Origin of the sequence: Limnohabitans sp. Jir61 (assembly GCF_003063545.1) — a bacterium.
In the GTDB taxonomy this organism is placed as follows: domain Bacteria; phylum Pseudomonadota; class Gammaproteobacteria; order Burkholderiales; family Burkholderiaceae_C; genus Limnohabitans.
This window is the reverse complement of record NZ_NESD01000002.1, coordinates 453724-473333: the sequence shown is the minus strand read 5'-3', so window position 1 is coordinate 473333 and position 19610 is coordinate 453724. Positions and strand designations below refer to the sequence as shown.

General features: G+C 55.1%; 16 protein-coding genes. All 16 read left to right on the top strand.

Features of this window, described 5'->3' with window-relative positions; genetic code table 11:
- Nucleotides 1-5 precede the first annotated feature (5 nt).
- The 16 genes from rsmH to B9Z35_RS08525 all read left to right on the top strand — a co-directional run bounded on the left by rsmH (nt 6) and on the right by B9Z35_RS08525 (nt 19607).
- Nucleotides 6-923: a 16S rRNA (cytosine(1402)-N(4))-methyltransferase RsmH gene (rsmH, locus tag B9Z35_RS08600; protein ID WP_108283520.1), complete on the top strand. Its 918-nt coding sequence runs from the start codon at nt 6-8 to the stop codon at nt 921-923.
- Nucleotides 920-1228 carry a cell division protein FtsL gene (ftsL, locus tag B9Z35_RS08595; protein WP_108283277.1) on the top strand — a complete coding sequence of 103 codons (309 nt, stop codon included), beginning with the start codon at nt 920-922 and terminating at the stop codon, nt 1226-1228. The genes rsmH and ftsL overlap by 4 nt, the downstream gene beginning before the upstream one ends.
- On the top strand, nt 1225-2964 hold the full coding sequence (locus tag B9Z35_RS08590; RefSeq protein ID WP_108283276.1) for a penicillin-binding protein 2: 1740 nt from the start codon (nt 1225-1227) through the stop codon (nt 2962-2964). The genes ftsL and B9Z35_RS08590 overlap by 4 nt, the downstream gene beginning before the upstream one ends.
- A complete protein-coding gene (locus B9Z35_RS08585; RefSeq protein ID WP_108283275.1) occupies nt 2964-4460 on the top strand; it encodes a UDP-N-acetylmuramoyl-L-alanyl-D-glutamate--2,6-diaminopimelate ligase in 1497 nt (498 codons plus the stop codon). Before B9Z35_RS08590 ends, B9Z35_RS08585 begins: the two co-directional genes overlap by 1 nt.
- A gap of 1 nt (nt 4461) precedes the next feature.
- A complete protein-coding gene (gene murF, locus B9Z35_RS08580) occupies nt 4462-5862 on the top strand; it encodes a UDP-N-acetylmuramoyl-tripeptide--D-alanyl-D-alanine ligase (protein WP_108283519.1) in 1401 nt (466 codons plus the stop codon).
- Entirely contained in the window at nt 5853-7031 is a 1179-nt protein-coding gene (gene mraY, locus B9Z35_RS08575) for a phospho-N-acetylmuramoyl-pentapeptide-transferase (RefSeq protein ID WP_108283274.1), read from the top strand. Before murF ends, mraY begins: the two co-directional genes overlap by 10 nt.
- Before the next feature lie 4 nt (nt 7032-7035).
- Nucleotides 7036-8886, top strand: a complete 1851-nt coding sequence (gene murD / locus B9Z35_RS08570; protein WP_108283273.1) for a UDP-N-acetylmuramoyl-L-alanine--D-glutamate ligase — start codon at nt 7036-7038, stop codon at nt 8884-8886.
- Nucleotides 8887-8927: 41 nt separating this feature from the next.
- Nucleotides 8928-10178 (top strand): putative lipid II flippase FtsW, encoded by a 1251-nt coding sequence (gene ftsW, locus B9Z35_RS08565; protein ID WP_370444123.1) that lies wholly within the window; start codon nt 8928-8930, stop codon nt 10176-10178.
- A complete protein-coding gene (murG, locus tag B9Z35_RS08560) occupies nt 10175-11260 on the top strand; it encodes an undecaprenyldiphospho-muramoylpentapeptide beta-N-acetylglucosaminyltransferase (protein ID WP_108283271.1) in 1086 nt (361 codons plus the stop codon). Before ftsW ends, murG begins: the two co-directional genes overlap by 4 nt.
- The gene (gene murC / locus B9Z35_RS08555) at nt 11260-12669 is read left to right on the top strand and encodes a UDP-N-acetylmuramate--L-alanine ligase (RefSeq protein WP_108283270.1); all 1410 of its coding nucleotides are present in this window, start codon (nt 11260-11262) and stop codon (nt 12667-12669) included. The genes murG and murC overlap by 1 nt, the downstream gene beginning before the upstream one ends.
- Before the next feature lie 3 nt (nt 12670-12672).
- Nucleotides 12673-13644 carry a D-alanine--D-alanine ligase gene (locus tag B9Z35_RS08550; RefSeq protein WP_108283269.1) on the top strand — a complete coding sequence of 324 codons (972 nt, stop codon included), beginning with the start codon at nt 12673-12675 and terminating at the stop codon, nt 13642-13644.
- Nucleotides 13641-14462 carry a cell division protein FtsQ/DivIB gene (locus B9Z35_RS08545; RefSeq protein ID WP_233246519.1) on the top strand — a complete coding sequence of 274 codons (822 nt, stop codon included), beginning with the start codon at nt 13641-13643 and terminating at the stop codon, nt 14460-14462. The genes B9Z35_RS08550 and B9Z35_RS08545 overlap by 4 nt, the downstream gene beginning before the upstream one ends.
- 37 nt (nt 14463-14499) lie before the next feature.
- Nucleotides 14500-15729, top strand: a complete 1230-nt coding sequence (gene ftsA, locus B9Z35_RS08540; RefSeq protein ID WP_108283268.1) for a cell division protein FtsA — start codon at nt 14500-14502, stop codon at nt 15727-15729.
- Nucleotides 15730-15911: 182 nt separating this feature from the next.
- Nucleotides 15912-17174: a cell division protein FtsZ gene (gene ftsZ, locus B9Z35_RS08535; RefSeq protein ID WP_108283267.1), complete on the top strand. Its 1263-nt coding sequence runs from the start codon at nt 15912-15914 to the stop codon at nt 17172-17174.
- Nucleotides 17175-17241: 67 nt separating this feature from the next.
- Nucleotides 17242-18165: a UDP-3-O-acyl-N-acetylglucosamine deacetylase gene (gene lpxC, locus B9Z35_RS08530; protein WP_108283266.1), complete on the top strand. Its 924-nt coding sequence runs from the start codon at nt 17242-17244 to the stop codon at nt 18163-18165.
- Nucleotides 18166-18203: 38 nt separating this feature from the next.
- Entirely contained in the window at nt 18204-19607 is a 1404-nt protein-coding gene (locus B9Z35_RS08525; protein WP_108283265.1) for a sensor histidine kinase, read from the top strand.
- Nucleotides 19608-19610: the final 3 nt, after the last annotated feature.

Below are 19610 nucleotides of genomic sequence, written 5' to 3'. Positions count from 1 at the left end.
TGACGGTGGACACGCCATGGCAGCACACCACCGTCCTACTCAGCGAAGCTGTCGATGCTCTCGACATCAAGCCGGACGGTACCTACGTAGATGCGACCTTTGGTCGCGGTGGGCATTCCCGTCTCATCTTGTCAAAGCTTTCGTCCCAAGGCCGTTTGATTGCATTCGACAAAGACCTCGATGCGATCGCGGTGGCCGAACAAATTCAAGACCCGCGCTTTTCGATTCGTCACCAAGGCTTCACGCACTTGGGCGAGTTGGATGCGGGCTCGATCGACGGCGTGCTGATGGATTTGGGGGTGAGCTCACCCCAGATCGACAACCCAGCACGCGGTTTCTCTTTTCGAAACGACGGTCCTTTGGATATGCGCATGGACACCACCCGTGGCCAGAGCGTGTCCGAGTGGCTGGCCGAGGCGGAAATTCAACACATCGCGGAGGTGATACGTGAATATGGCGAAGAACGGTTTGCTTTACAGATTGCAAAGGCGATTGATGCTCGCCGACAAGAACGGGGCGTGCCTACATCCACCTCTGAATTGGCCCAGCTCGTGGCTGACACGGTCAAAACCCGCGAGCCGGGCAAGGACCCTGCAACGCGCACATTTCAGGCTTTTCGGATTTTCATCAATGCCGAGCTTGAGGAGTTGCAACAAGCGTTAAGCGCTTCGTTGCAAGTCTTGCGCCCCGGAGGTCGATTGGCTGTGATCAGTTTCCATTCTTTGGAAGACCGCATCGTCAAGCAGTTCATCACGCAGCATTCGCGTGAGGTGTACGACCGTCGGGCGCCGTTTGCTGCACCCAAAGTGATGGACTTCAAAGCGATTGATCGCGTCAAACCCAGCGTTGCTGAGGTGGCGGGCAACCCCCGCTCACGCAGTGCCATCATGCGCGTGGCTGAACGGTTGGGAGCTGGCGTATGAGTCGCGTGAGCTTGCTCCTCATGATTGCGGTCATGGCCAGTGCGCTGTATTTGGTGCGCACACAGTACGAGTCGCGCTCGCTCACGACGGAGATTGACCGCGCCACCAGTTTGGCGCGCAACCTAGAAACAGAAAACGACCGCTTGGATGTGGAGCGCCGTGCGCAAGCCACACCCCTGCGTGTCGAAAAACTCGCGCGTGAGCAGTTGCACATGCGCACCATCACACCAGCCATCACGCAATACGCCACCGTGTCGGGTGGCGTTGCTGTGTCTGCATCTGCTCCTGCGGAGGTTCGCCCATGAGCAGCCGTAGCGTGCAATACACCTCTAGCCCCTTGCTCGCGAGCAAGACGCCCATCTGGCGCAGCCAGTTCATCGTGGCTGTCATTGCTGCGGGCTTCTTAGGTTTGGTGGCGCGCGCTGCGTATGTGCAGGTGATTGACAACGCTTTCTTTAAGCGTCAAGGCACCGTGCGCTTCGTGCGCACTTTGGATTTGCCAGCCAACCGTGGCCGCATCTTGGACCGCAACGGCAACATCTTGGCGTCCAGTGTGCCCGTGCCGAGTATTTGGGCGAACCCAGAAGACATCGAGCGCGACCCCACTCAACTCAGGGCGTTGGCGAAGCTATTGGGCATGACCGCTGCAGAGCTCGACAAGAAACTTCAAGACGAAGACAAAACTTTTGTGTGGCTTAAGCGCCAAGTGGACGAGTCGGTGGCCAAAGACATTGCTGCCCTCAAGATCAAAGGCGTATACGACCGCAAAGAATACAAGCGCGTCTATCCAGAGGGCGAATCGGTGGCTCACGTGGTGGGTTTCACCAACGTTGAGAACTTGGGTCAAGAAGGGGTGGAGCTGACCTTCAACAAAGCCTTGGGTGGCAAAGCCGGTTCACGCCGCGTTATCAAAGATCGCTTGGGTCGCGTGGTGGAAGACATTGGCGAAATGGTGCCGCCTTTGGATGGTGAAGATTTGCAGCTGAGTATCGACAGTAAGGTGCAGTACTTTGCGTACGAAAAAATCAAAGAAGCGGTACTAAACAATAAAGCCGCTGCAGGTAGTGTCGTTGTGCTCGATGTCAAAACGGGCGAGATTTTGGCGTTGACCAACTATCCCAGTTATTCGCCAGCTAAACGTGGCAATTTGAGTGGCGCGCAGTTACGCAATCGCGCACTCACCGATACCTTTGAACCAGGTTCGACGATGAAGCCAATTGTTGTGGGGCTGGCTCTGGAAAAAGGACTTGTCACGCCAGAGAGCACGATCCAAATTGGGAACGGCAAATTCAAGGTGGGTACTGCCACGATCACAGATGAGCATGCACATGGGTTGTTAACTATCAATCAAGTGATTCAAAAGTCCAGCAATATTGGGGCATCTAAGTTGGCGTTGCAAATGCAACCTCACGACATGTGGGAAGTGTTCACACAAGTCGGTTTAGGGCAAAAACCTCAAGTGCCTTTTCCAGGCGCAGTGTCTGGCAAGGTCCGTGCCTACAAGACTTGGCGCCCCATTGAGCAAGCCACCATGAGTTATGGCTATGGTCTGTCAGCCAGCTTGTTTCAGCTGGCGCAGGCGTATACGGTGTTTGCGCACGATGGTGAGATGGTGCCTGTGAGTCTGGTCAAGACCAACCAGTCGGTGGTCAGTGGTGTTCGGGTGTTCTCGTCGCAAAACGCAGCGTCTATGCGCAATATGCTGCACATGGTGACCATTCAAGGTGGCACTGCCCCTAAGGCGCAAACCATGGGTTATGCCGTGGGTGGAAAAACAGGGACTGCACATAAGGTCGAAGGTAAGGGTTACGCGAGTAAAAAGTACCGTGGCTTTTTTGTTGGCATTGCACCGATTGACAACCCTCGCATCGTGGTAGCAGTGATGGTGGATGAGCCCACGAATGGTGCTTACTTCGGTGGTGATGTGGCAGCGCCCGTGTTTAGCCAAACGGTGCAACAAACTTTGCGCATGATGGGTGTGCAGCCTGACATGGCGGTCAAGCCCCAAGTGGTGACCCAAGTTGAAAAGGAGTCCTTCTGATGAAGCGACTTCATAGCCCGCAAGACGCCGCGCAGTGGCTGCGCACCCATGTGCGCGGTGTGGTGCACACTGACAGTCGTCGCGTTGGATCGGGCGATGGCTTCATTGCTTGGCCTGGTGGTGTGACGGACGGCCGCGAATTTGTTGCCGCTGCGTTAAAACTAGGTGCGACAGCTTGTGTGGTGGAGCAATCAGGCTCTGATGTGTTTGCATGGGGCGAGAACCCAGCCATTGCCACCTATGACGGCTTGAAAGCGGCCAGTGGTTTGATCGCTGCCGCGTATTACGAACAACCCAGCCATGCGCTAGACGTGGTGGCTATCACAGGCACCAATGGCAAAACATCCACTGCATGGTGGTTGGCACATGCCTTGCAAAACGCAGGCAAGCGTTGCGCCATCGTGGGCACCTTGGGTGTGGGCGAAGTCGGTCACCTTGAAGTGACGGGTATGACCACACCCGACCCCGTTCTGCTGCAAGGCCGTTTGCGCAACATGGTGGATGCTGGTGTGAATGCTTGTGCGATTGAAGCTTCGTCTATTGGCTTAGCTGAGCATCGCTTAGACGGGACGCAGGTGCGCGTGGCCATGTTCACCAATTTCACGCAAGATCATTTGGACTACCACGGCGACATGGCCAGCTACTGGCAAGCCAAGCTGACTTTGTTCAGCTGGGCAGGATTGCAAGCGGCTGTGGTGAACGTGGACGATGCACAAGGTGTGGCATTGGCTGCACAGTTGCAAGCGCGTGACGATTTGCACGTGTGGACAATTTCTTGTGTGCCGAATGCAGTGCGAAGTACAAAACACATCGTGGCACGCCACATCCAACACGGCGCCATGGGCTTGTGTTTTGATGTGGTCGAGGGTGACGAAGTTCGCACGCTTGAGACGCAGTTGGTAGGCCACTACAACGTGAGCAATGTATTGGGCGTCATCGCCTGCTTGCGCGCTTTGGGCTACAGCTTGGCAGATGCCGTGCAAGCCTGTCACGTGTTGCCTGCAGTGCCAGGCCGCATGCAAACCGTGGGCGAGGCGGGTGAGCCTTTGGTGGTGATTGATTACGCCCACACACCCGATGCCGTGGCGCAAGCTGTGCAAGCTTTGTTGCCACTGGCGCAGTCACGCGGCGGTGAGTTGACTTGTGTGTTGGGTTGCGGTGGTGACCGCGATGCTGCTAAGCGCCCCTTGATGGCCGCAGCCGCAGAGCAATACGCGCAGCACGTGGTGCTGACCAGCGACAACCCGCGCAGCGAAGACCCACAAATAATTTTGAATCAGATGCTGGCTGGTTTGCAAAATGCAGCCAAGACAAAAGTGATTGCCGACCGCGCTCAAGCGATTGCGCAGACTCTGCTGCACGCGCGTGTGCAAGATGTGGTGCTGGTGGCTGGCAAAGGTCACGAGGACTATCAAGAAATTTCAGGTGTCAAACATCCGTTCAGTGATGTGCAACATGCACGCGACGCGTTGACACAAAGGAGGGCGCATGTCTGACATGAACCTCAGCTTGAAGCAAATCAACCAGTGGCTCACAGGCGCACTGTTGCATGGTGACAGTGGCTTGGTCGTCCAACGTGTCAACACTGACAGCCGTACCTGCCAAGTGGGCGATTTGTTTGTGGCCTTGAAAGGCGAGCGCTTTGATGCGAACGACTTTTTATCGCAGGTCGCAAGCAACGGCGCAACGGCTGCCTTGGCGCACCATGGTTTAGACGCTGCCAAGTTGGCAGGCGTGCAAGTGCCAGACACGCGCATTGCTTTAGGCCAATTGGCCAAAGGTTGGCGCAGTCAATTCAATTTGCCCGTCATTGCAGTGACCGGCAGCAACGGCAAGACGACGGTCACACAAATGATTGCCAGCATCTTGCGTGCAGGCTTTGGTGATGACGCCTTGGCCACGCAAGGCAATTTGAACAACGACATTGGTGTGCCGCAAACCCTGCTGCGCATGCGCGCGCATCACCGCAGCGCTGTGGTGGAGTTGGGCATGAATCATCCTGGCGAAATTGCAGGATTGGCCGAAATGACGAAAGCCACCGTCGCGTTGGTGAACAACGCACAGCGTGAACATCAAGAGTACATGGCCACTGTCGAAGCAGTAGCGCAAGAAAACGGCGAAGCCATCAAGGCTTTGCCAGTGTCCGGCGTGGCAGTGTTCCCTGCGCACGACGAATACAGTGCACTGTGGAAAACCTTAGCAGGCAGCCGTGTTTGTATGCGTTTCTCCATGACAGGCGAAGCTGAGGTGCAGTTGCTCAAAGCCGATTGGTTGAATGACCACTGGGCTGTGGAAGCACAAACGCCATCGGGCGTGTTGCGTACGCAACTTCATATCGCTGGTCGCCACAACGTGGGCAATGCGTTGGCGGCTACAGCCTGCGCCTTAGCAGCAGGTGTTTCGCTCGATGTGATCGCGCAAGGTCTCAACAGTTTTGAACCCGTCAAAGGACGTTCACGTGCCTTTGGCATTCAGTGCCAAGGCCACGACATCACTGTGGTGGATGACACCTACAACGCCAACCCCGACTCAGTACGCGCCGCAATCGATGTGCTGGCAGAGTTACCTGCGCCACGCTTACTGGTGCTGGGTGATATGGGGGAAGTGGGCACACAAGGCCCAGAGTTCCACCAAGAGGTGGGCATCCACGCTGCAGAAATGGGCATTGACCATGTGCTGTGTTTAGGTGACTTGGCTGCACATACGGCCACAGCCTGCGGCGCGAACGCACAACACATGACAGACATCGACACACTCAACGCGCAAGTGCTGAAGCAGTTGCCGCAGCTTGGCAGTGTGCTGGTGAAAGGCTCACGCTTCATGAAGATGGAGCGCGTGATTGAGGCCATCAACGCCTGTCACGATCACCATAAAAAGGAAACGACACCATGCTGCTAACACTAGCCCAATGGTTGCAAACGCTCTCGCCAGAATTTGGCTTTTTCCGCGTGTTCCAGTACCTCACCTTCCGTGCGGTGATGGCGGCGTTGACCGCTTTGTTGATTGGTTTGATTGCTGGCCCAGCTGTGATTCGCCGATTAGCGGCGTTGAAGATTGGTCAGCCCATCCGTGAATACGCCATGCAATCGCACCTGGCTAAGAGCGGCACACCCACCATGGGCGGTGTGCTGATTTTGATTGGCATCGCTGTTTCCACTTTGTTGTGGGCTGATTTGTCCAACCGCTTTGTATGGATCGTGATGATCGTCACCTTTGGTTTTGGCGCGATTGGGTGGGTTGATGACTGGCGCAAAGTCGTGAACAAAGACCCAGAGGGTATGCGTTCACGCGAGAAATACATGTGGCAATCCATCATTGGTTTGACTGCTGCACTTTACTTGGTGTTTAGCATTTCAGAGAGCAGCAACTTACGCGTGTTGGAGTTGTTCTACTCGTGGGTGAAGTCGGGCTTTGATGTGAATTTGCCCCCTAAGGCGGGTTTGCTTTTGCCCTTCATCAAGGAAGTGAGCTACCCACTGGGCGTGTTTGGCTTTGTGATCATGACCTACTTGGTCATCGTGGGCTCGAGCAATGCTGTGAACTTGACCGACGGCTTGGATGGCTTGGCCATCATGCCGGTGGTGATGGTGGGCTCCGCTTTGGGGGTGTTTGCCTATGTGACCGGTAGCTCGGTGTATTCCAAATACCTGTTGTTCCCTTACATCCCCGGCTCGGGCGAGTTGATGATTTTCTGTGCGGCCATGGCCGGTGCAGGCTTGGCGTTCTTGTGGTTCAACACACATCCCGCGCAAGTGTTCATGGGTGACGTGGGTGCGCTCGCTTTGGGCGGTGCGCTGGGCACGATTGCAGTGATCGTGCGTCAAGAAATTGTGCTGGCCATCATGGGCGGCATCTTTGTGGTGGAAGCCTTGTCGGTCATGTTGCAAGTGACGTACTTCAAATACACCAAGAAGAAATATGGCGAAGGCCGTCGCATTTTGAAGATGGCGCCTTTGCATCACCATTTCGAGAAGAGCGGCTGGAAAGAAACCCAAGTCGTCGTGCGTTTTTGGATCATCACCATGCTCTTGTGTTTGGTGGGTCTGTCGACTTTGAAGCTGAGATAAGAAGATGCAGCAACTCCACAACCAATCAGTGCTGATTCTGGGCTTGGGTGATTCCGGCCTGGCGATGGCGCGTTGGTGCGTGCGCAACGGTGCGCAAGTGCAAGTCGTGGACACGCGTGCCGAGCCGCCGCATTTGGCAAGTTTGCGTGCAGAGTTGCCAGAAGTGAAATTTGTGCATGGTGCGTTTGAGGCCAACTTGGTCGAAGGCCAAGATGTGCGTGCGGTGTTCAAGAGCCCAGGTCTGAGCCCTGAGTCTGTGGCGCCTGTGTGGAACGCTGCAGTAGATGCTGGTTTGTGGGTGGGCACTGAGCTGACTTTGTTTGCGCAAGCGTTGAGTGATTTGCAAACCAGCATGGCTTATCACCCCAAGGTCTTGGCCATCACGGGCACCAACGGCAAAACCACCGTCACTTCCTTGACTGGGCAATTGTTAGAGCGTGCAGGTAAACGCGTGGCAGTGGCCGGCAACATCGGCCCCACATTGTTGGATACCTTGTCGCAAGCGTTGGACAAAGCGGCCGAAGAACAAGCCGCTGCTGATGTGATTGCCGCCCAAGAAGCTGAGGCACAGGCTGCAGACGAAGCCTTGGCAGAGCAAGCGCGTCTTGACGCAGAAGCCAAAGAACAAGCCGCTACTGCGCAAATGGCTTTGGATGCCGAAGATGCGTTGGCGCAAGAAGCTGCCGCTGAAAGTGATGCTGAATCACAAATGGCATTGACGGACACTGAAGCCGAGCAAGCTGAGGCAGTTGCAGCCGCAGATGACGAACCATTTGAAGTGGACTTGCCGCCACTCGTGCCACCGCCGCCGCCACCCGCAGATCATCTGTATCTGCCGCAAGTGTGGGTGTTGGAGTTGTCGAGCTTTCAGCTGGAAGGTGTGGACAACTTCGAGCCGACAGCAGCCACGGTGCTCAACCTCACTCAAGACCACCTCGATTGGCATGGCAGCATGGACGGCTACGGCGCTGCGAAAGCCCGTATCTTTGGCAAGCGTGGCGTGTTGGTGCTTAACCGCGAAGATGCAGGCGTGATGGCCATGTTGGACAGTGCACCTGCTGAAGCAACAGAAGTCGTAGCCAAACCCTCGCGCGCCAAAACGCCCAAAGTTCAAGTGCGTGCGCACCTTACCTTCGGTGGTGACTTGCCACAGCGGCCCGGCGACTATGGCATTGAAACCGTCAACGGCATGACATGGCTGGTGCGTGCGCTCGAGGCGGACGAAACCCGTAAACGCAAAAAAGACGACGAAGAAGAAATTCACATTCAACGCCTCATGCCAGCCGATGCGCTTCGCATTCGCGGTCGCCACAACGCACTCAATGCTTTGGCTGCATTGGCGTTAGCCGGAAATGCCGGTGGCGATCTGGCCCCCATGTTGTTTGGTCTGCGTGAGTACCAAGGCGAGCCCCACCGTGTGGAGCCCGTGACTGTGCTCAATAGTGTGGAGTATTTTGACGACAGCAAAGGTACCAATGTGGGTGCCACTGTGGCTGCCTTGCATGGTCTAGGTGTGGACCGCCGCTTGCTGGTCATCTTGGGCGGTGATGGCAAAGGTCAAGACTTTGCACCTTTGAACGAGCCCGTCGCACGCTATGCACGTGCCGTGGTGCTGATTGGCCGCGATGCGCCTGCATTGCGCGAAGTGTTGCAGCACAGCGGCGTGACCTTGTTGGATGCAGCTACTTTGGAAGAGGCCGTCAAACGCTGTAGTGAACTTGCCCATTCAGGCGATGCCGTGTTGTTGTCACCCGCGTGCGCAAGCATGGACATGTTCCGTAACTACGCGCATCGTGCCGAAGTGTTTGTGAACGCTGTGAACCACTTGGTGGAAGAAGCTGGAGGCATGGTGTGAGTGACATGAATGCATCCAGCAAAGCCTTTTTCATGCATCGCATGAAGCTTGGTCTTGGCCGTCTGTTTGGCGGTGAACCCGAGAAGGGTATGGATGCTTTGCCTGTGCGTGTGCACGGCACCGAGTTCACACGTACTGCGGCGTCACCCGTGCATGTCAAAGGGTTTGATCAACCGTTGGTGTGGGTCACGTTTGCCTTGCTGATGTTCGGCTTGGTCATGGTGTATTCGGCATCGATTGCCATTCCCGACAACCCACGCATGGGCGCGGGTTACACGCAAACGCATTTCTTGTTCCGCCATGGTCTATCGCTATTTGTAGCGTTTGTGGCGGCTCTGCTGGCTTTTCAAATTCCCCTTAACACGTGGGAGCGGATCGCGCCTTGGGTGTTTATTGTCTCCATCGTGTTATTGATCGCCGTATTGATTCCGTTCATTGGTAAATCGGTCAATGGCGCACGCCGTTGGATTGGCTTGGGCTTCATGAATTTCCAGCCATCCGAATTGGCCAAGTGGGGGGTGTTGCTCTACGCCGCCAACTACATGGTACGCAAGATGGATGTGAAAGAAAACTTCTTCGCTGCGGTCACACCGATGGGTGCTGCAGTAGCGGCGGTGGGTTTGTTGCTCCTATCTGAGCCAGACATGGGCGCGTTCATGGTGATCGCTGTAATTGCCATGGGTATTTTGTTCTTAGGCGGCGTGAACGCTCGCATGTTCTTCTTGATTGCTACGGCACTGGTGGGTGTGTTTGGCTTGATCATCGCCACCTCTGAATGGCGTCGTGAACGCATCTTTGCTTACCTCGATCCATGGAGCACAGAGCATGCACTGGGTAAGGGCTATCAGTTGTCGCACTCACTCATTGCCATTGGTCGCGGGGAAATTTTTGGTGTTGGTTTAGGTGGCAGTGTCGAGAAACTGCATTGGTTGCCCGAAGCGCACACAGACTTCTTGCTGGCTGTGATTGGCGAAGAGTTTGGCTTTGTCGGTGTGGTCGCTGTGATTGGCATGTTCATGTGGCTGACCCGCCGCATCATGTACATCGGCCGTCAAGCCATTGCGATGGACCGTGTGTTCGCAGGTTTGGTCGCACAAGGCGTAGGCATTTGGATGGGCTTTCAGTCTTTCATCAACATGGGTGTGAACTTGGGCGCCTTGCCTACCAAGGGTTTAACTTTGCCACTCATGAGCTATGGCGGCTCTGCGATTTTGTTGAACCTCATTGCCATTGCGGTCGTGTTGCGCGTGGACTTTGAGAACCGCGTGGTCATGCACGGGGGGCGTCTATGAGCACGACCCAACGCACCGCACTCATCATGGCTGGTGGCACAGGAGGTCACATTTTCCCAGGCTTGGCTGTGGCTGAGCAATTGCGCATTCATGGCTGGAATGTGCATTGGCTCGGTGCACCTGAGCCCAGTATGGAAAGCTTGCTTGTGCCTCCTCGTGGCTTTGCGTATGAGACCGTTCAGTTTGGTGGCGTGCGCGGCAAAGGTGTCAAAACTTTGGCGCTATTGCCTTTCAAGTTGTTGCGTGCGTTCTGGCAAAGCCTGTGCGTGGTTCGCCGCGTCAAGCCCGATGTGGTGGTGGGTCTTGGCGGTTACATCACATTCCCCGCCGGCATGATGGCCGTGCTGTGGGGTGCACCTTTGGTGTTGCACGAGCAAAACTCTGTGGCGGGCATGGCCAACAAAGTGTTGAGTGGCGTGGCTGACCGTGTGTTCTGCGCTTTCCCCAATGTGTTGCCAAAAGCTGAGTGGGTGGGCAACCCCATGCGCGATGGGTTTGTGAAACAGCCAGAACCTGCGCAGCGTTTTGCTGAACGCACGGGCCCTCTGCGAGTGTTGGTGGTCGGTGGCAGTTTGGGCGCACAAGCACTCAACACCGTGGTGCCGCAAGCCTTGGCCAAAATCCCTCACGATCAACGCCCTGTGGTGACCCATCAAAGTGGTGCCAAACAAATTGATGCACTGCGCACGGCCTATGCCGAAGCAGGTGTGCAAGCAGAACTGACGCCTTTCATCGACGACACCGCGCAAGCCTTTGCCGATGCAGATGTGGTGATTGCACGCGCGGGTGCCAGCACTGTGACCGAGTTGGCCGCTGTTGGTGCTGCTGCGATCTATGTGCCCTTCCCCCATGCGGTGGATGACCACCAAACCACCAACGCACGCTTTGTGGTGGACGCAGGTGGCGGTTGGTTGATGCCACAAAACGAATTGAAAGTCCAAGACTTGGCAGACCGTTTGCAATTCATGACGCGCCGCACTTTGTTGGCATGTGCCGAGAAAGCTTATGCCGTGCGTCAAGTGGACGCGGTAGATCAAGTGGTGGCCGCTTGCGAGCAGCTCGCAGCGAAAGGAAAAAAATAATGAAACACGCCATTCGTCACATCCATTTCGTCGGCATCGGCGGCGCAGGCATGAGCGGCATTGCTGAAGTGTTGTTGAACTTGGGCTACGCCGTGTCAGGTTCCGATTTGTCAGACAGCGCGGCCTTAAAACGCCTGCAAAGCTTGGGCATCCAAACCCATGTGGGCCATGATGCCAAAAACATTGCAGGTGCCGATGCGGTGGTTACGTCCACTGCGGTGCACGCAGACAACCCTGAAGTGGTGGCAGCACACGCCAAGCTGATTCCCGTCGTGCCACGCGCCGTGATGTTGGCAGAGTTGATGCGTCTCAAAACTGGCGTAGCCATCGCTGGCACGCACGGCAAAACCACCACCACCAGTTTGGTGGCCAGCGTGTTGGCTGAAGCCGGCATGGACCCCACGTTTGTGATTGGCGGCAAGCTCAACAGTGCAGGCGCGAATGCCAAGCTGGGTTCGGGCGACTACATCGTGGTGGAAGCCGACGAGTCAGACGCATCGTTCTTGAACCTCTTGCCCGTGATGGCCGTGGTGACCAACATCGACGCCGACCACATGGACACCTATGGTCATGACTTCAACAAGTTGAAGGGTGCGTTCATCGAGTTCTTGCACCGCATGCCTTTTTACGGTGCAGCGATTTTGTGCACGGACGATGCCGCAGTGCGCAGCATCTTGCCCGAGGTGTCACGCCCCATCACCAGCTACGGCTTCAACGAAGAAGCGCAAGTGCGCGCGGTGAATGTGCGCGCTGACAACGGCCGCATGTGCTTCACGGTGCAGCGCCGTAACGGTGTGACATTGCCTGACCTCGACATCACGCTCAACCTGGCGGGGGAGCACAACGTGCTCAATGCCTTGGCTGCGATTGCGATTGCAGTGGAGTTGAACGTGCCGGATGAGGCATTGCAAAAAGCCTTGGCCGAGTTCAAAGGGGTGGGGCGTCGCTTCCAACGTCACGGTGAAGTGGCTGCGAAAACGGGTGGCGAATTTACCCTCATCGAAGACTATGGCCATCACCCGGTGGAAGTGGCTGCCACTCTGGCGGCAGCGCGTGGTGCATTTCCTGGCCGCCGGTTGGTGTTGGCATTCCAGCCACACCGCTACACCCGCACGCGCGATTGCTTTGAAGACTTCGTCGAAGTCATGGGTCGCGCCGATGTGTTGTGGCTCTCTGAAATTTATGCCGCGGGTGAAACGCCGATTGCCGCTGCCGATGGCCGCGCACTGTCGCGCGCCATGCGTGTGGCAGGCCATGAAGCCTTGGTGTTCGTGGACGACATTCAAAAAATGGCCCAGGTCATTGCCGACAACGCCCAAGCGAGCGATGTGGTGATGTGCATGGGCGCAGGGTCGATTGGCCAAGTGCCAGCCAAGGTGCTGGAGTTGGTGCAACAACGTAAGAGCTAAAACATGACTTTCAATATCAACACTGCCAAAGTTGCCGTCCTCATGGGTGGCCTGTCTGCTGAACGTGATGTGTCCATCATGTCAGGCAGCGGTGTGCTCAAGGCTTTGCAAAGCAAGGGTGTCAACGCCACCGCGTTTGACCCAGTAGAGCGCAGCTTGGATGAGCTCAAGCGCGAAGGCTACACACACGCCTTCATCGCGCTACATGGCCGCTATGGTGAAGACGGTGCCGTGCAAGGTGCGTTGGAGTTGCTGGGCATTCCCTACACCGGTTCAGGCGTGATGGCCTCTGCGATGGCCATGGACAAAGTTATGACCAAGCGCGTGTGGAGCGCTGTGGGTTTGTCGACACCCGGCTATGTGTGGTTGTCACCCGAAGACCAAACCGCAGACAACATCCAAGCGATTCCTGCCAAGCTCGGCTTGCCTTTGATCGTCAAGCCACCACGTGAAGGTTCATCCATTGGCATGAGCAAAGTCACGCAAGCGAGCGAGATCCAAGCTGCAGCTCAGTTGGCTACCCGATACGACCCCGATTTGTTGGCAGAAGAATTCATCACCGGTGAAGAGTTGACATGCCCGATCTTGGGCAACGGCCCAAATGCCCGTGCTTTGCCCGTGGTGCGCATTGCCGCTCCCGATGGTGCGTATGACTACAACAACAAGTACTTCACCGATGACGTGAAGTACCACTGCCCAAGTGGTTTGCCTGAAGCCGAAGAGCAAGAGATTCAACGTTTGGTGGTGGCCGCATATCGTGCATTGGGTTGCCGTGGCTGGGGCCGTGCTGACATCATGTTGCGCGCCACTGACCGCAAACCATTTTTGCTGGAGATGAATACATCGCCCGGTATGACCAGCCACTCCTTGGTGCCCATGTCTGCTCGTGCGGCGGGTATCAGTTACGAAGACTTGTGCTTGATGTTGTTAGAGAGTGCAACGCTAGATCACCCCGGAGGTCCAAAAGCCGTATGACCACGCGCTACACCCACATGCGTCCACGTCCCAAGGTGAATGCCTTGGTGGCTGTGCCGCTTGACGTCAAGCTCATGCACATGGCGGCATCGCTCATGTTCGTGGGATTAGTCGTGGGTGCGTTGGTGGGCGGTGTATGGGCTTTGGTGCAACTGCCTACGTTTGCGCTGCGGGGTATCACGGTGCTGGGCGATGTGGAACACAACAACGAAGTGACCTTGCGCGCCAATGTGGTGACCAAGTTCACAGGTAACTTCTTCACGGCCGATTTGGGGCGTGTGCGCAGTGCATTCGAGAGCGTGCCATGGGTGCGTTTGGCTTCGGTGCAGCGTGAGTTTCCCAACCGTTTGCGCGTGACGCTGCAAGAGCACAAACCTGTGGCGTACTGGGGTGATGACGGTGAGCAACGTTTGGTCAACAGCTACGGCGAAGTGTTTGAAGCCAATGTGGGTGATTTGGATGACGACAAGATGCCACGCTTGAGTGGCCCTGACAGTCAATCACAACAAGTGTTGCAAATGTATTTGGCACTGCAACCTGCTTTCAAAGCGTTGAGTCTGCCAGTTGACAGTTTGGCGCTGACCGATCGCGGGAGCTGGCGCGCCAAACTGGCGCACGGCGCAGTGATTGAGTTAGGCCGCGGTGGTGTGGATGAAGTCATGGCGCGTGTGCAACGCGTCTCACAAACACTGGCACAAGTGACAAATAAATTAGGTCGCAAAGTGACGTCGATTGAATCGGCAGATTTGCGACACGACAACGGTTATGCGCTTCGGGTGCGCGGGGTGAGCACGCAAGACGTGTCTTCCAAACGCTAACGAGCACAGAGAGAAGTAGAGAAAGAACGAGGCTGTTATGGCAAAAGATTACAAAGAACTGGTGGTCGGCTTAGACATTGGCACAGCCAAGGTCATGGTGGTCGTGGCCGAAGTGTTGCCCGATGGCGAGCTGAAACTTGCAGGCCTGGGCGTAGCCCCGAGCAACGGTTTGAAACGTGGCGTGGTGGTCAACATCGACGCGACCGTGCAAAGTATTCAGCAGGCTTTGAAAGAAGCCGAGTTCATGGCTGACTGCAAGATCACGAATGTCTACACCGGCATCACCGGCAGCCACATTCGTGGCATCAACTCCACCGGCATGGTGGCGGTGAAAGACAAAGAAGTCACGGCAGCCGATGTAGCACGCGTGGTGGAAACCGCCAAAGCCATCAACATCTCCACCGATCAACGCTTGTTGTTGGTGCAGCCGCAAGAGTTTGTGATTGACGGCCAAGACGTGCGCGAGCCGATTGGCATGAGCGGCATTCGTTTGGAATCCAAAGTGCACATCGTCACAGGTGCACAAAGCGCGGCTGAAAACATCATCAAGTGCGTGCGTCGTTGCGGCTTGGATGTGGACCGCTTGATGCTCAACCCATTGGCATCGAGCATGTCGGTCTTGACCGATGACGAGCGTGAGTTGGGCGTGGCCTTGGTGGACATTGGTGCAGGCACGACCGATGTGGCCATCTTCACCAATGGCGCGATTCGTCATACGGCGGTGATTCCAATTGCGGGTGACTTGATCACCAGCGACATCGCGATGGCTTTGCGCACGCCGACCAAGGACGCAGAAGAAATCAAGATTGAGTCTGGCTACGCCAAGCAGTTGCTGGCTGATCCTGATATTCAAGTGGAAGTGCCGGGCCTCGGCGACCGAACACCACGCATGTTGAGTCGTCAAGCGTTGGCGGGTGTGATTGAGCCTCGTGTGGAAGAAATCTTCTCACTCGTGCAGCAAGTCATCCGTGACTCAGGTTACGAAGAAGTGTTGTCGTCAGGCATTGTGCTCACGGGCGGCAGCGCGGTCATGCCGGGCATGGTTGAGTTGGGCGAAGACATATTCTTGAAACCAGTACGCCGCGGTGTGCCGCAGTACAACAGTGCCTTGGCAGATATGGTGGCTCAGCCCCGTGCGGCCACGGTCATGGGTTTGCTGGCTGAGGCAGGTGTGGACCGTCAACGCGGCTTCAAAGTTTCACAAAAGAGTGGATCTGTCAATTCGTTCATGGACAGTATCAAAAACTGGTTTGTGGGGAACTTCTAAACATGATTCCACACACCAAGCTCCATCTCGCACGCGGCAGCCCGCCGCAACGACCGCACAGGCATCGACGATGTCGATACTGTGCCGCCAACGCGCCACCCTCATAGAAGGAGCGCGATGAACCAAAAGCAAAAAACAAACGACTTAGGCAACTGCAAAATTTTTAGATTAGGAGAAACATCATGAGCATCGAAATGATCGAAGTTGAAGCATTCAACTCAGGCACCCAAATTAAAGTCATTGGCGTGGGTGGCGGCGGCGGTAACGCTGTGGAACACATGATCAGCTCTGGCGTTCAAGGCGTGGAGTTCGTCACAGCGAACACCGACGCACAAGCACTGCGCGTGAGCAATGCGCACAAAGTGATTCAGTTGGGTTCCACAGGTTTGGGCGCTGGTAGCAAGCCAGACCGCGGCCGTGAAGCTGCAGAGGCCGCGATTGACGACATCCGCATTGCCCTCGAAGGTACCAACATGTTGTTCGTCACAGCAGGTATGGGCGGCGGCACAGGCACAGGTGCTGCACCTGTGGTGGCACGTGTGGCTCGTGAGATGGGTATCTTGACCGTGGGCGTGGTGACCAAGCCCTTCGAATTCGAAGGCAGCCGACGCATGAACAATGCTGAAGCAGGCTTGGCCGAACTCGAAGCCAATGTCGACTCACTGATCGTCGTGTTGAACGAAAAGCTGATGGACGTGTTGGGCGAAGACGCCAGCCAAGACCAAGCTTTCGCATTTGCCAACGACGTGTTGAAAAACTCGGTCGGCGGTATTGCCGAGATCATCAACGTCGAAGCGTTGGTGAACGTCGACTTTGAAGACGTGCGCACCGTGATGAGCGAAACCGGCAAGGCCATGATGGGCACAGCAGCTGCCAGCGGCCCAGACCGTGCACGCATTGCGGCTGAGCAAGCCGTGGCTTGCCCATTGCTGGAAGGCGTGGACATGTCGGGTGCCAAGGGCGTGTTGGTGTTGATCACCGCAGCCAAGGGTGGCTTGAAATTGTCTGAGTCGCGCGAAGCCATGAACACCATCCGCAAGTTTGCCTCGCCAGATGCACACGTGATTTACGGTACTGCTTACGACGAAAACTTGGGCGACCAAATTCGCGTCACCGTGGTGGCCACAGGTTTGGCCGGCAGCCGCCGCGCTGCGCCTCAGTTGCAAGTGTTGCGCACAGGTACGGACGGTGTGGGCTTCCCAACGACGCAAGCTAACAATGCATCACCAGCTGGTGTGTTAGCTGCTGCAACGGGTGGCTTGGCAGGTTTGGCCAGTGGTTTGGGCCTTGGTTCCGCTGCGGCGCAACCTAACTACGACTCCATGAACTCTCCCGCCGTGTGGCGTGGCAACCGCACCTCGGCAGCTGCCAAGGTCGATGCCTTGTCGTCTGGCGGCATGGACGACTACGAAATCCCAGCCTTCTTGCGCAAGCAAGCAGATTGAGATTCATTAATCACTGCGATTAAATAAGTGAATCACCTCTTTGGAGGGGATTCACTAAAATCTCACTGTGCTTAAACAAAGAACCCTTCAATCCCTCACCAAAGCGGTGGGTGTCGGTCTTCACAGCGGTCAACGCGTGGAGCTGACATTGCGCCCTGCGCAACCCGACACGGGCATTGTGTTTCGTCGGGTGGATTTGCCGCAGCCTGTCGATATTCCGATCACCGCCACGGCGGTGACGGATACGCGGTTGGCTTCGACCATCTCCAATGGCGGTGCGAAGGTGTTCACCGTAGAGCATTTGATGTCGGCCTGTGCAGGCCTTGGCATTGATAACCTCTACATCGACATCACTGCGGAAGAAGTGCCTATTCTTGATGGCTCGGCTTCGTCGTTTGTGTTCTTGCTGCAAAGCGCGGGCATCGTGGAGCAAAACGCGCCCAAGCGTTTCATTCGCGTCTTGAAGACGGTGGAAGTGCGTGAAGGCGAGGGCGCCAATGTGAAGTGGGCGCGTCTTGAGCCTCACCACGGCTACAAGCTGAGCTTTGAAATTGATTTCCGTCATCCCGCGGTGGACTCCACGGGCCAGAGCGTGGTGTTTGACATGGACACTGATGTGTACACCCGTGATATTGCACGCGCTCGTACATTTGGCTTCACGCGTGATGTGGAAATGATGCGTGCCAACGGCCTCGCCTTGGGCGGCGGATTAGACAATGCCATCGTGATGGATGACTACAAGGTCCTAAACAGCGATGGTTTGCGCTATGACGACGAGTTTGTGAAACACAAAATTCTCGATGCCATGGGCGATTTGTATTTGATTGGCAAGCCTTTGTTGGCTTCATATGTGGCCTTCCGCTCGGGTCATGCGATGAATAATTTATTGCTACGCGAATTGCTCAGTCAGCCTGATGCGTATGAAGTGGTGACCTTTGACGATGCACGCAAAGCACCTCCTGGTCTGGCACAGCTATCGCCTGCTTGGTAAGTCGTCTGATATTGGTGTGATTTAAATAGGGGGACTTGATGACAGTATTCCACGTCTCCACCGTGTTTTTGTTGCTGGGTTTGCTCTACCTTATTTTGCCGATTACAGTTTGGATGGCTTTGGTTAAACAGCCATCGCGTGGCATCACTCTATGGTGCTTAGGTGGCGTGATCTTAGGCATAGGTTTGATCCTGGTCGGCTTAAGAGCTTTACTACCTGTTGTTGTTTCGTACCCGATTGCAAATTTAGTGATGTGGAGTGGTATCTCCATTCAAATCGCAGCTTTGCGGTATTCATTGGGTCAAAACACATCCATCCGCATTATTTTTTCGTTGCTGATGCTGAGCTTAGGAGCATTTGAGTTTTGTCGCCAGATTTTGCAGAATTCAGTTTTGCGCTTTACGTGTTCGATGTTCATTTTTACTTTAGCTTTTACCTATATTTCCTATTTAGGCTGGCACATATCAAAACGCTATCAGCTCAGAAGTGCGAGATGGTTTTCGTTCGTTTACAGCGTTACGTCAATTGTGATGTTCGTACGAATGAGTCGAGCTCTAGTGGGATTGTCAGAGCCTGATGTGATCTCGCAAGGAGTGGACAGCTACTTGACAGTGGCCGCAGGTTTTTTGATTTCGATTCTTGGAAACTTTGCCTATGTTGGCGTGGTTCTAGAAGCATCGACGAGAAGAGAAATGGATGCTGTAGCGCAACGTGCGCGGCAAGATGAAAGTATTCGCTTGAGCGAGCAAATTGCACAGCTGGAGCGACAACGCACGCTGGGGACCATGTCCTCATCGTTTGCACATGAATTGAGTCAACCCTTAACCGCGATTTTGATGGATGCTCAAGCTATCAAGTCGAGCGTGGTTGCTGGCGAGTCAAATATGAAAGAGATTGTTGAGTCAGTAGAGGAAATTGAAAAGAACACATACCGCACAGTGACCCTTGTGGAACGTATTCGTAATTTCATACGACCAGCGCAAAACGAATATGAGCGTGTCGACTTAAGAACAGTTTTGCAAGATGTTGCTAACTTGCTGGCATACGAAATACGCAAAAATAATATGAAGATTGATCTTCAGTTGGATGAGGAATCATGCTTCGTTGAAGGAGACCGCGTTCAACTGTCTCAAATTGTTTTGAACGTATATCGCAATGCCATTCAAGCGATGCAAGAAACTAAAAATAAGCGAATCATGGTGACTTTGGAAACTGTGGATGAGCGCGTTGTTTTGCGAGTCAGAGACTTCGGCTCGGGTATTGCAGATGAACTCAAGGATAAAATTGGTCAGCCTTTCATGACTACCAAAAAGGATGGTTTGGGTGTTGGCCTGTCTATCTCACGCACGATTGCTGAAATGCACAGTGGCAGCTTAAACATTTCGAATGTGGTCGACGGTGGAGCGATCGTTGAGCTAAATTTGCCAGCATTTCAGTCCTAAGAG

Bases quoted from the DNA above. Each gene is read 5' to 3' on its own strand.
- B9Z35_RS08590 (WP_108283276.1), top strand. From the start codon at position 1,225: ATGAGCAGCCGTAGCGTGCAATACACCTCTAGCCCCTTGCTCGCGAGC.
- mraY (WP_108283274.1), top strand. From the start codon at position 5,853: ATGCTGCTAACACTAGCCCAATGGTTGCAAACGCTCTCGCCAGAATTT.
- ftsW (WP_370444123.1), top strand. From the start codon at position 8,928: ATGAAGCTTGGTCTTGGCCGTCTGTTTGGCGGTGAACCCGAGAAGGGT.
- murD (WP_108283273.1), top strand. From the start codon at position 7,036: ATGCAGCAACTCCACAACCAATCAGTGCTGATTCTGGGCTTGGGTGAT.
- murG (WP_108283271.1), top strand. From the start codon at position 10,175: ATGAGCACGACCCAACGCACCGCACTCATCATGGCTGGTGGCACAGGA.
- ftsZ (WP_108283267.1), top strand. From the start codon at position 15,912: ATGAGCATCGAAATGATCGAAGTTGAAGCATTCAACTCAGGCACCCAA.
- B9Z35_RS08525 (WP_108283265.1), top strand. From the start codon at position 18,204: ATGACAGTATTCCACGTCTCCACCGTGTTTTTGTTGCTGGGTTTGCTC.
- murF (WP_108283519.1), top strand. From the start codon at position 4,462: ATGAACCTCAGCTTGAAGCAAATCAACCAGTGGCTCACAGGCGCACTG.
- B9Z35_RS08550 (WP_108283269.1), top strand. From the start codon at position 12,673: ATGACTTTCAATATCAACACTGCCAAAGTTGCCGTCCTCATGGGTGGC.
- B9Z35_RS08545 (WP_233246519.1), top strand. From the start codon at position 13,641: ATGACCACGCGCTACACCCACATGCGTCCACGTCCCAAGGTGAATGCC.
- murC (WP_108283270.1), top strand. From the start codon at position 11,260: ATGAAACACGCCATTCGTCACATCCATTTCGTCGGCATCGGCGGCGCA.
- B9Z35_RS08585 (WP_108283275.1), top strand. From the start codon at position 2,964: ATGAAGCGACTTCATAGCCCGCAAGACGCCGCGCAGTGGCTGCGCACC.
- ftsA (WP_108283268.1), top strand. From the start codon at position 14,500: ATGGCAAAAGATTACAAAGAACTGGTGGTCGGCTTAGACATTGGCACA.
- ftsL (WP_108283277.1), top strand. From the start codon at position 920: ATGAGTCGCGTGAGCTTGCTCCTCATGATTGCGGTCATGGCCAGTGCG.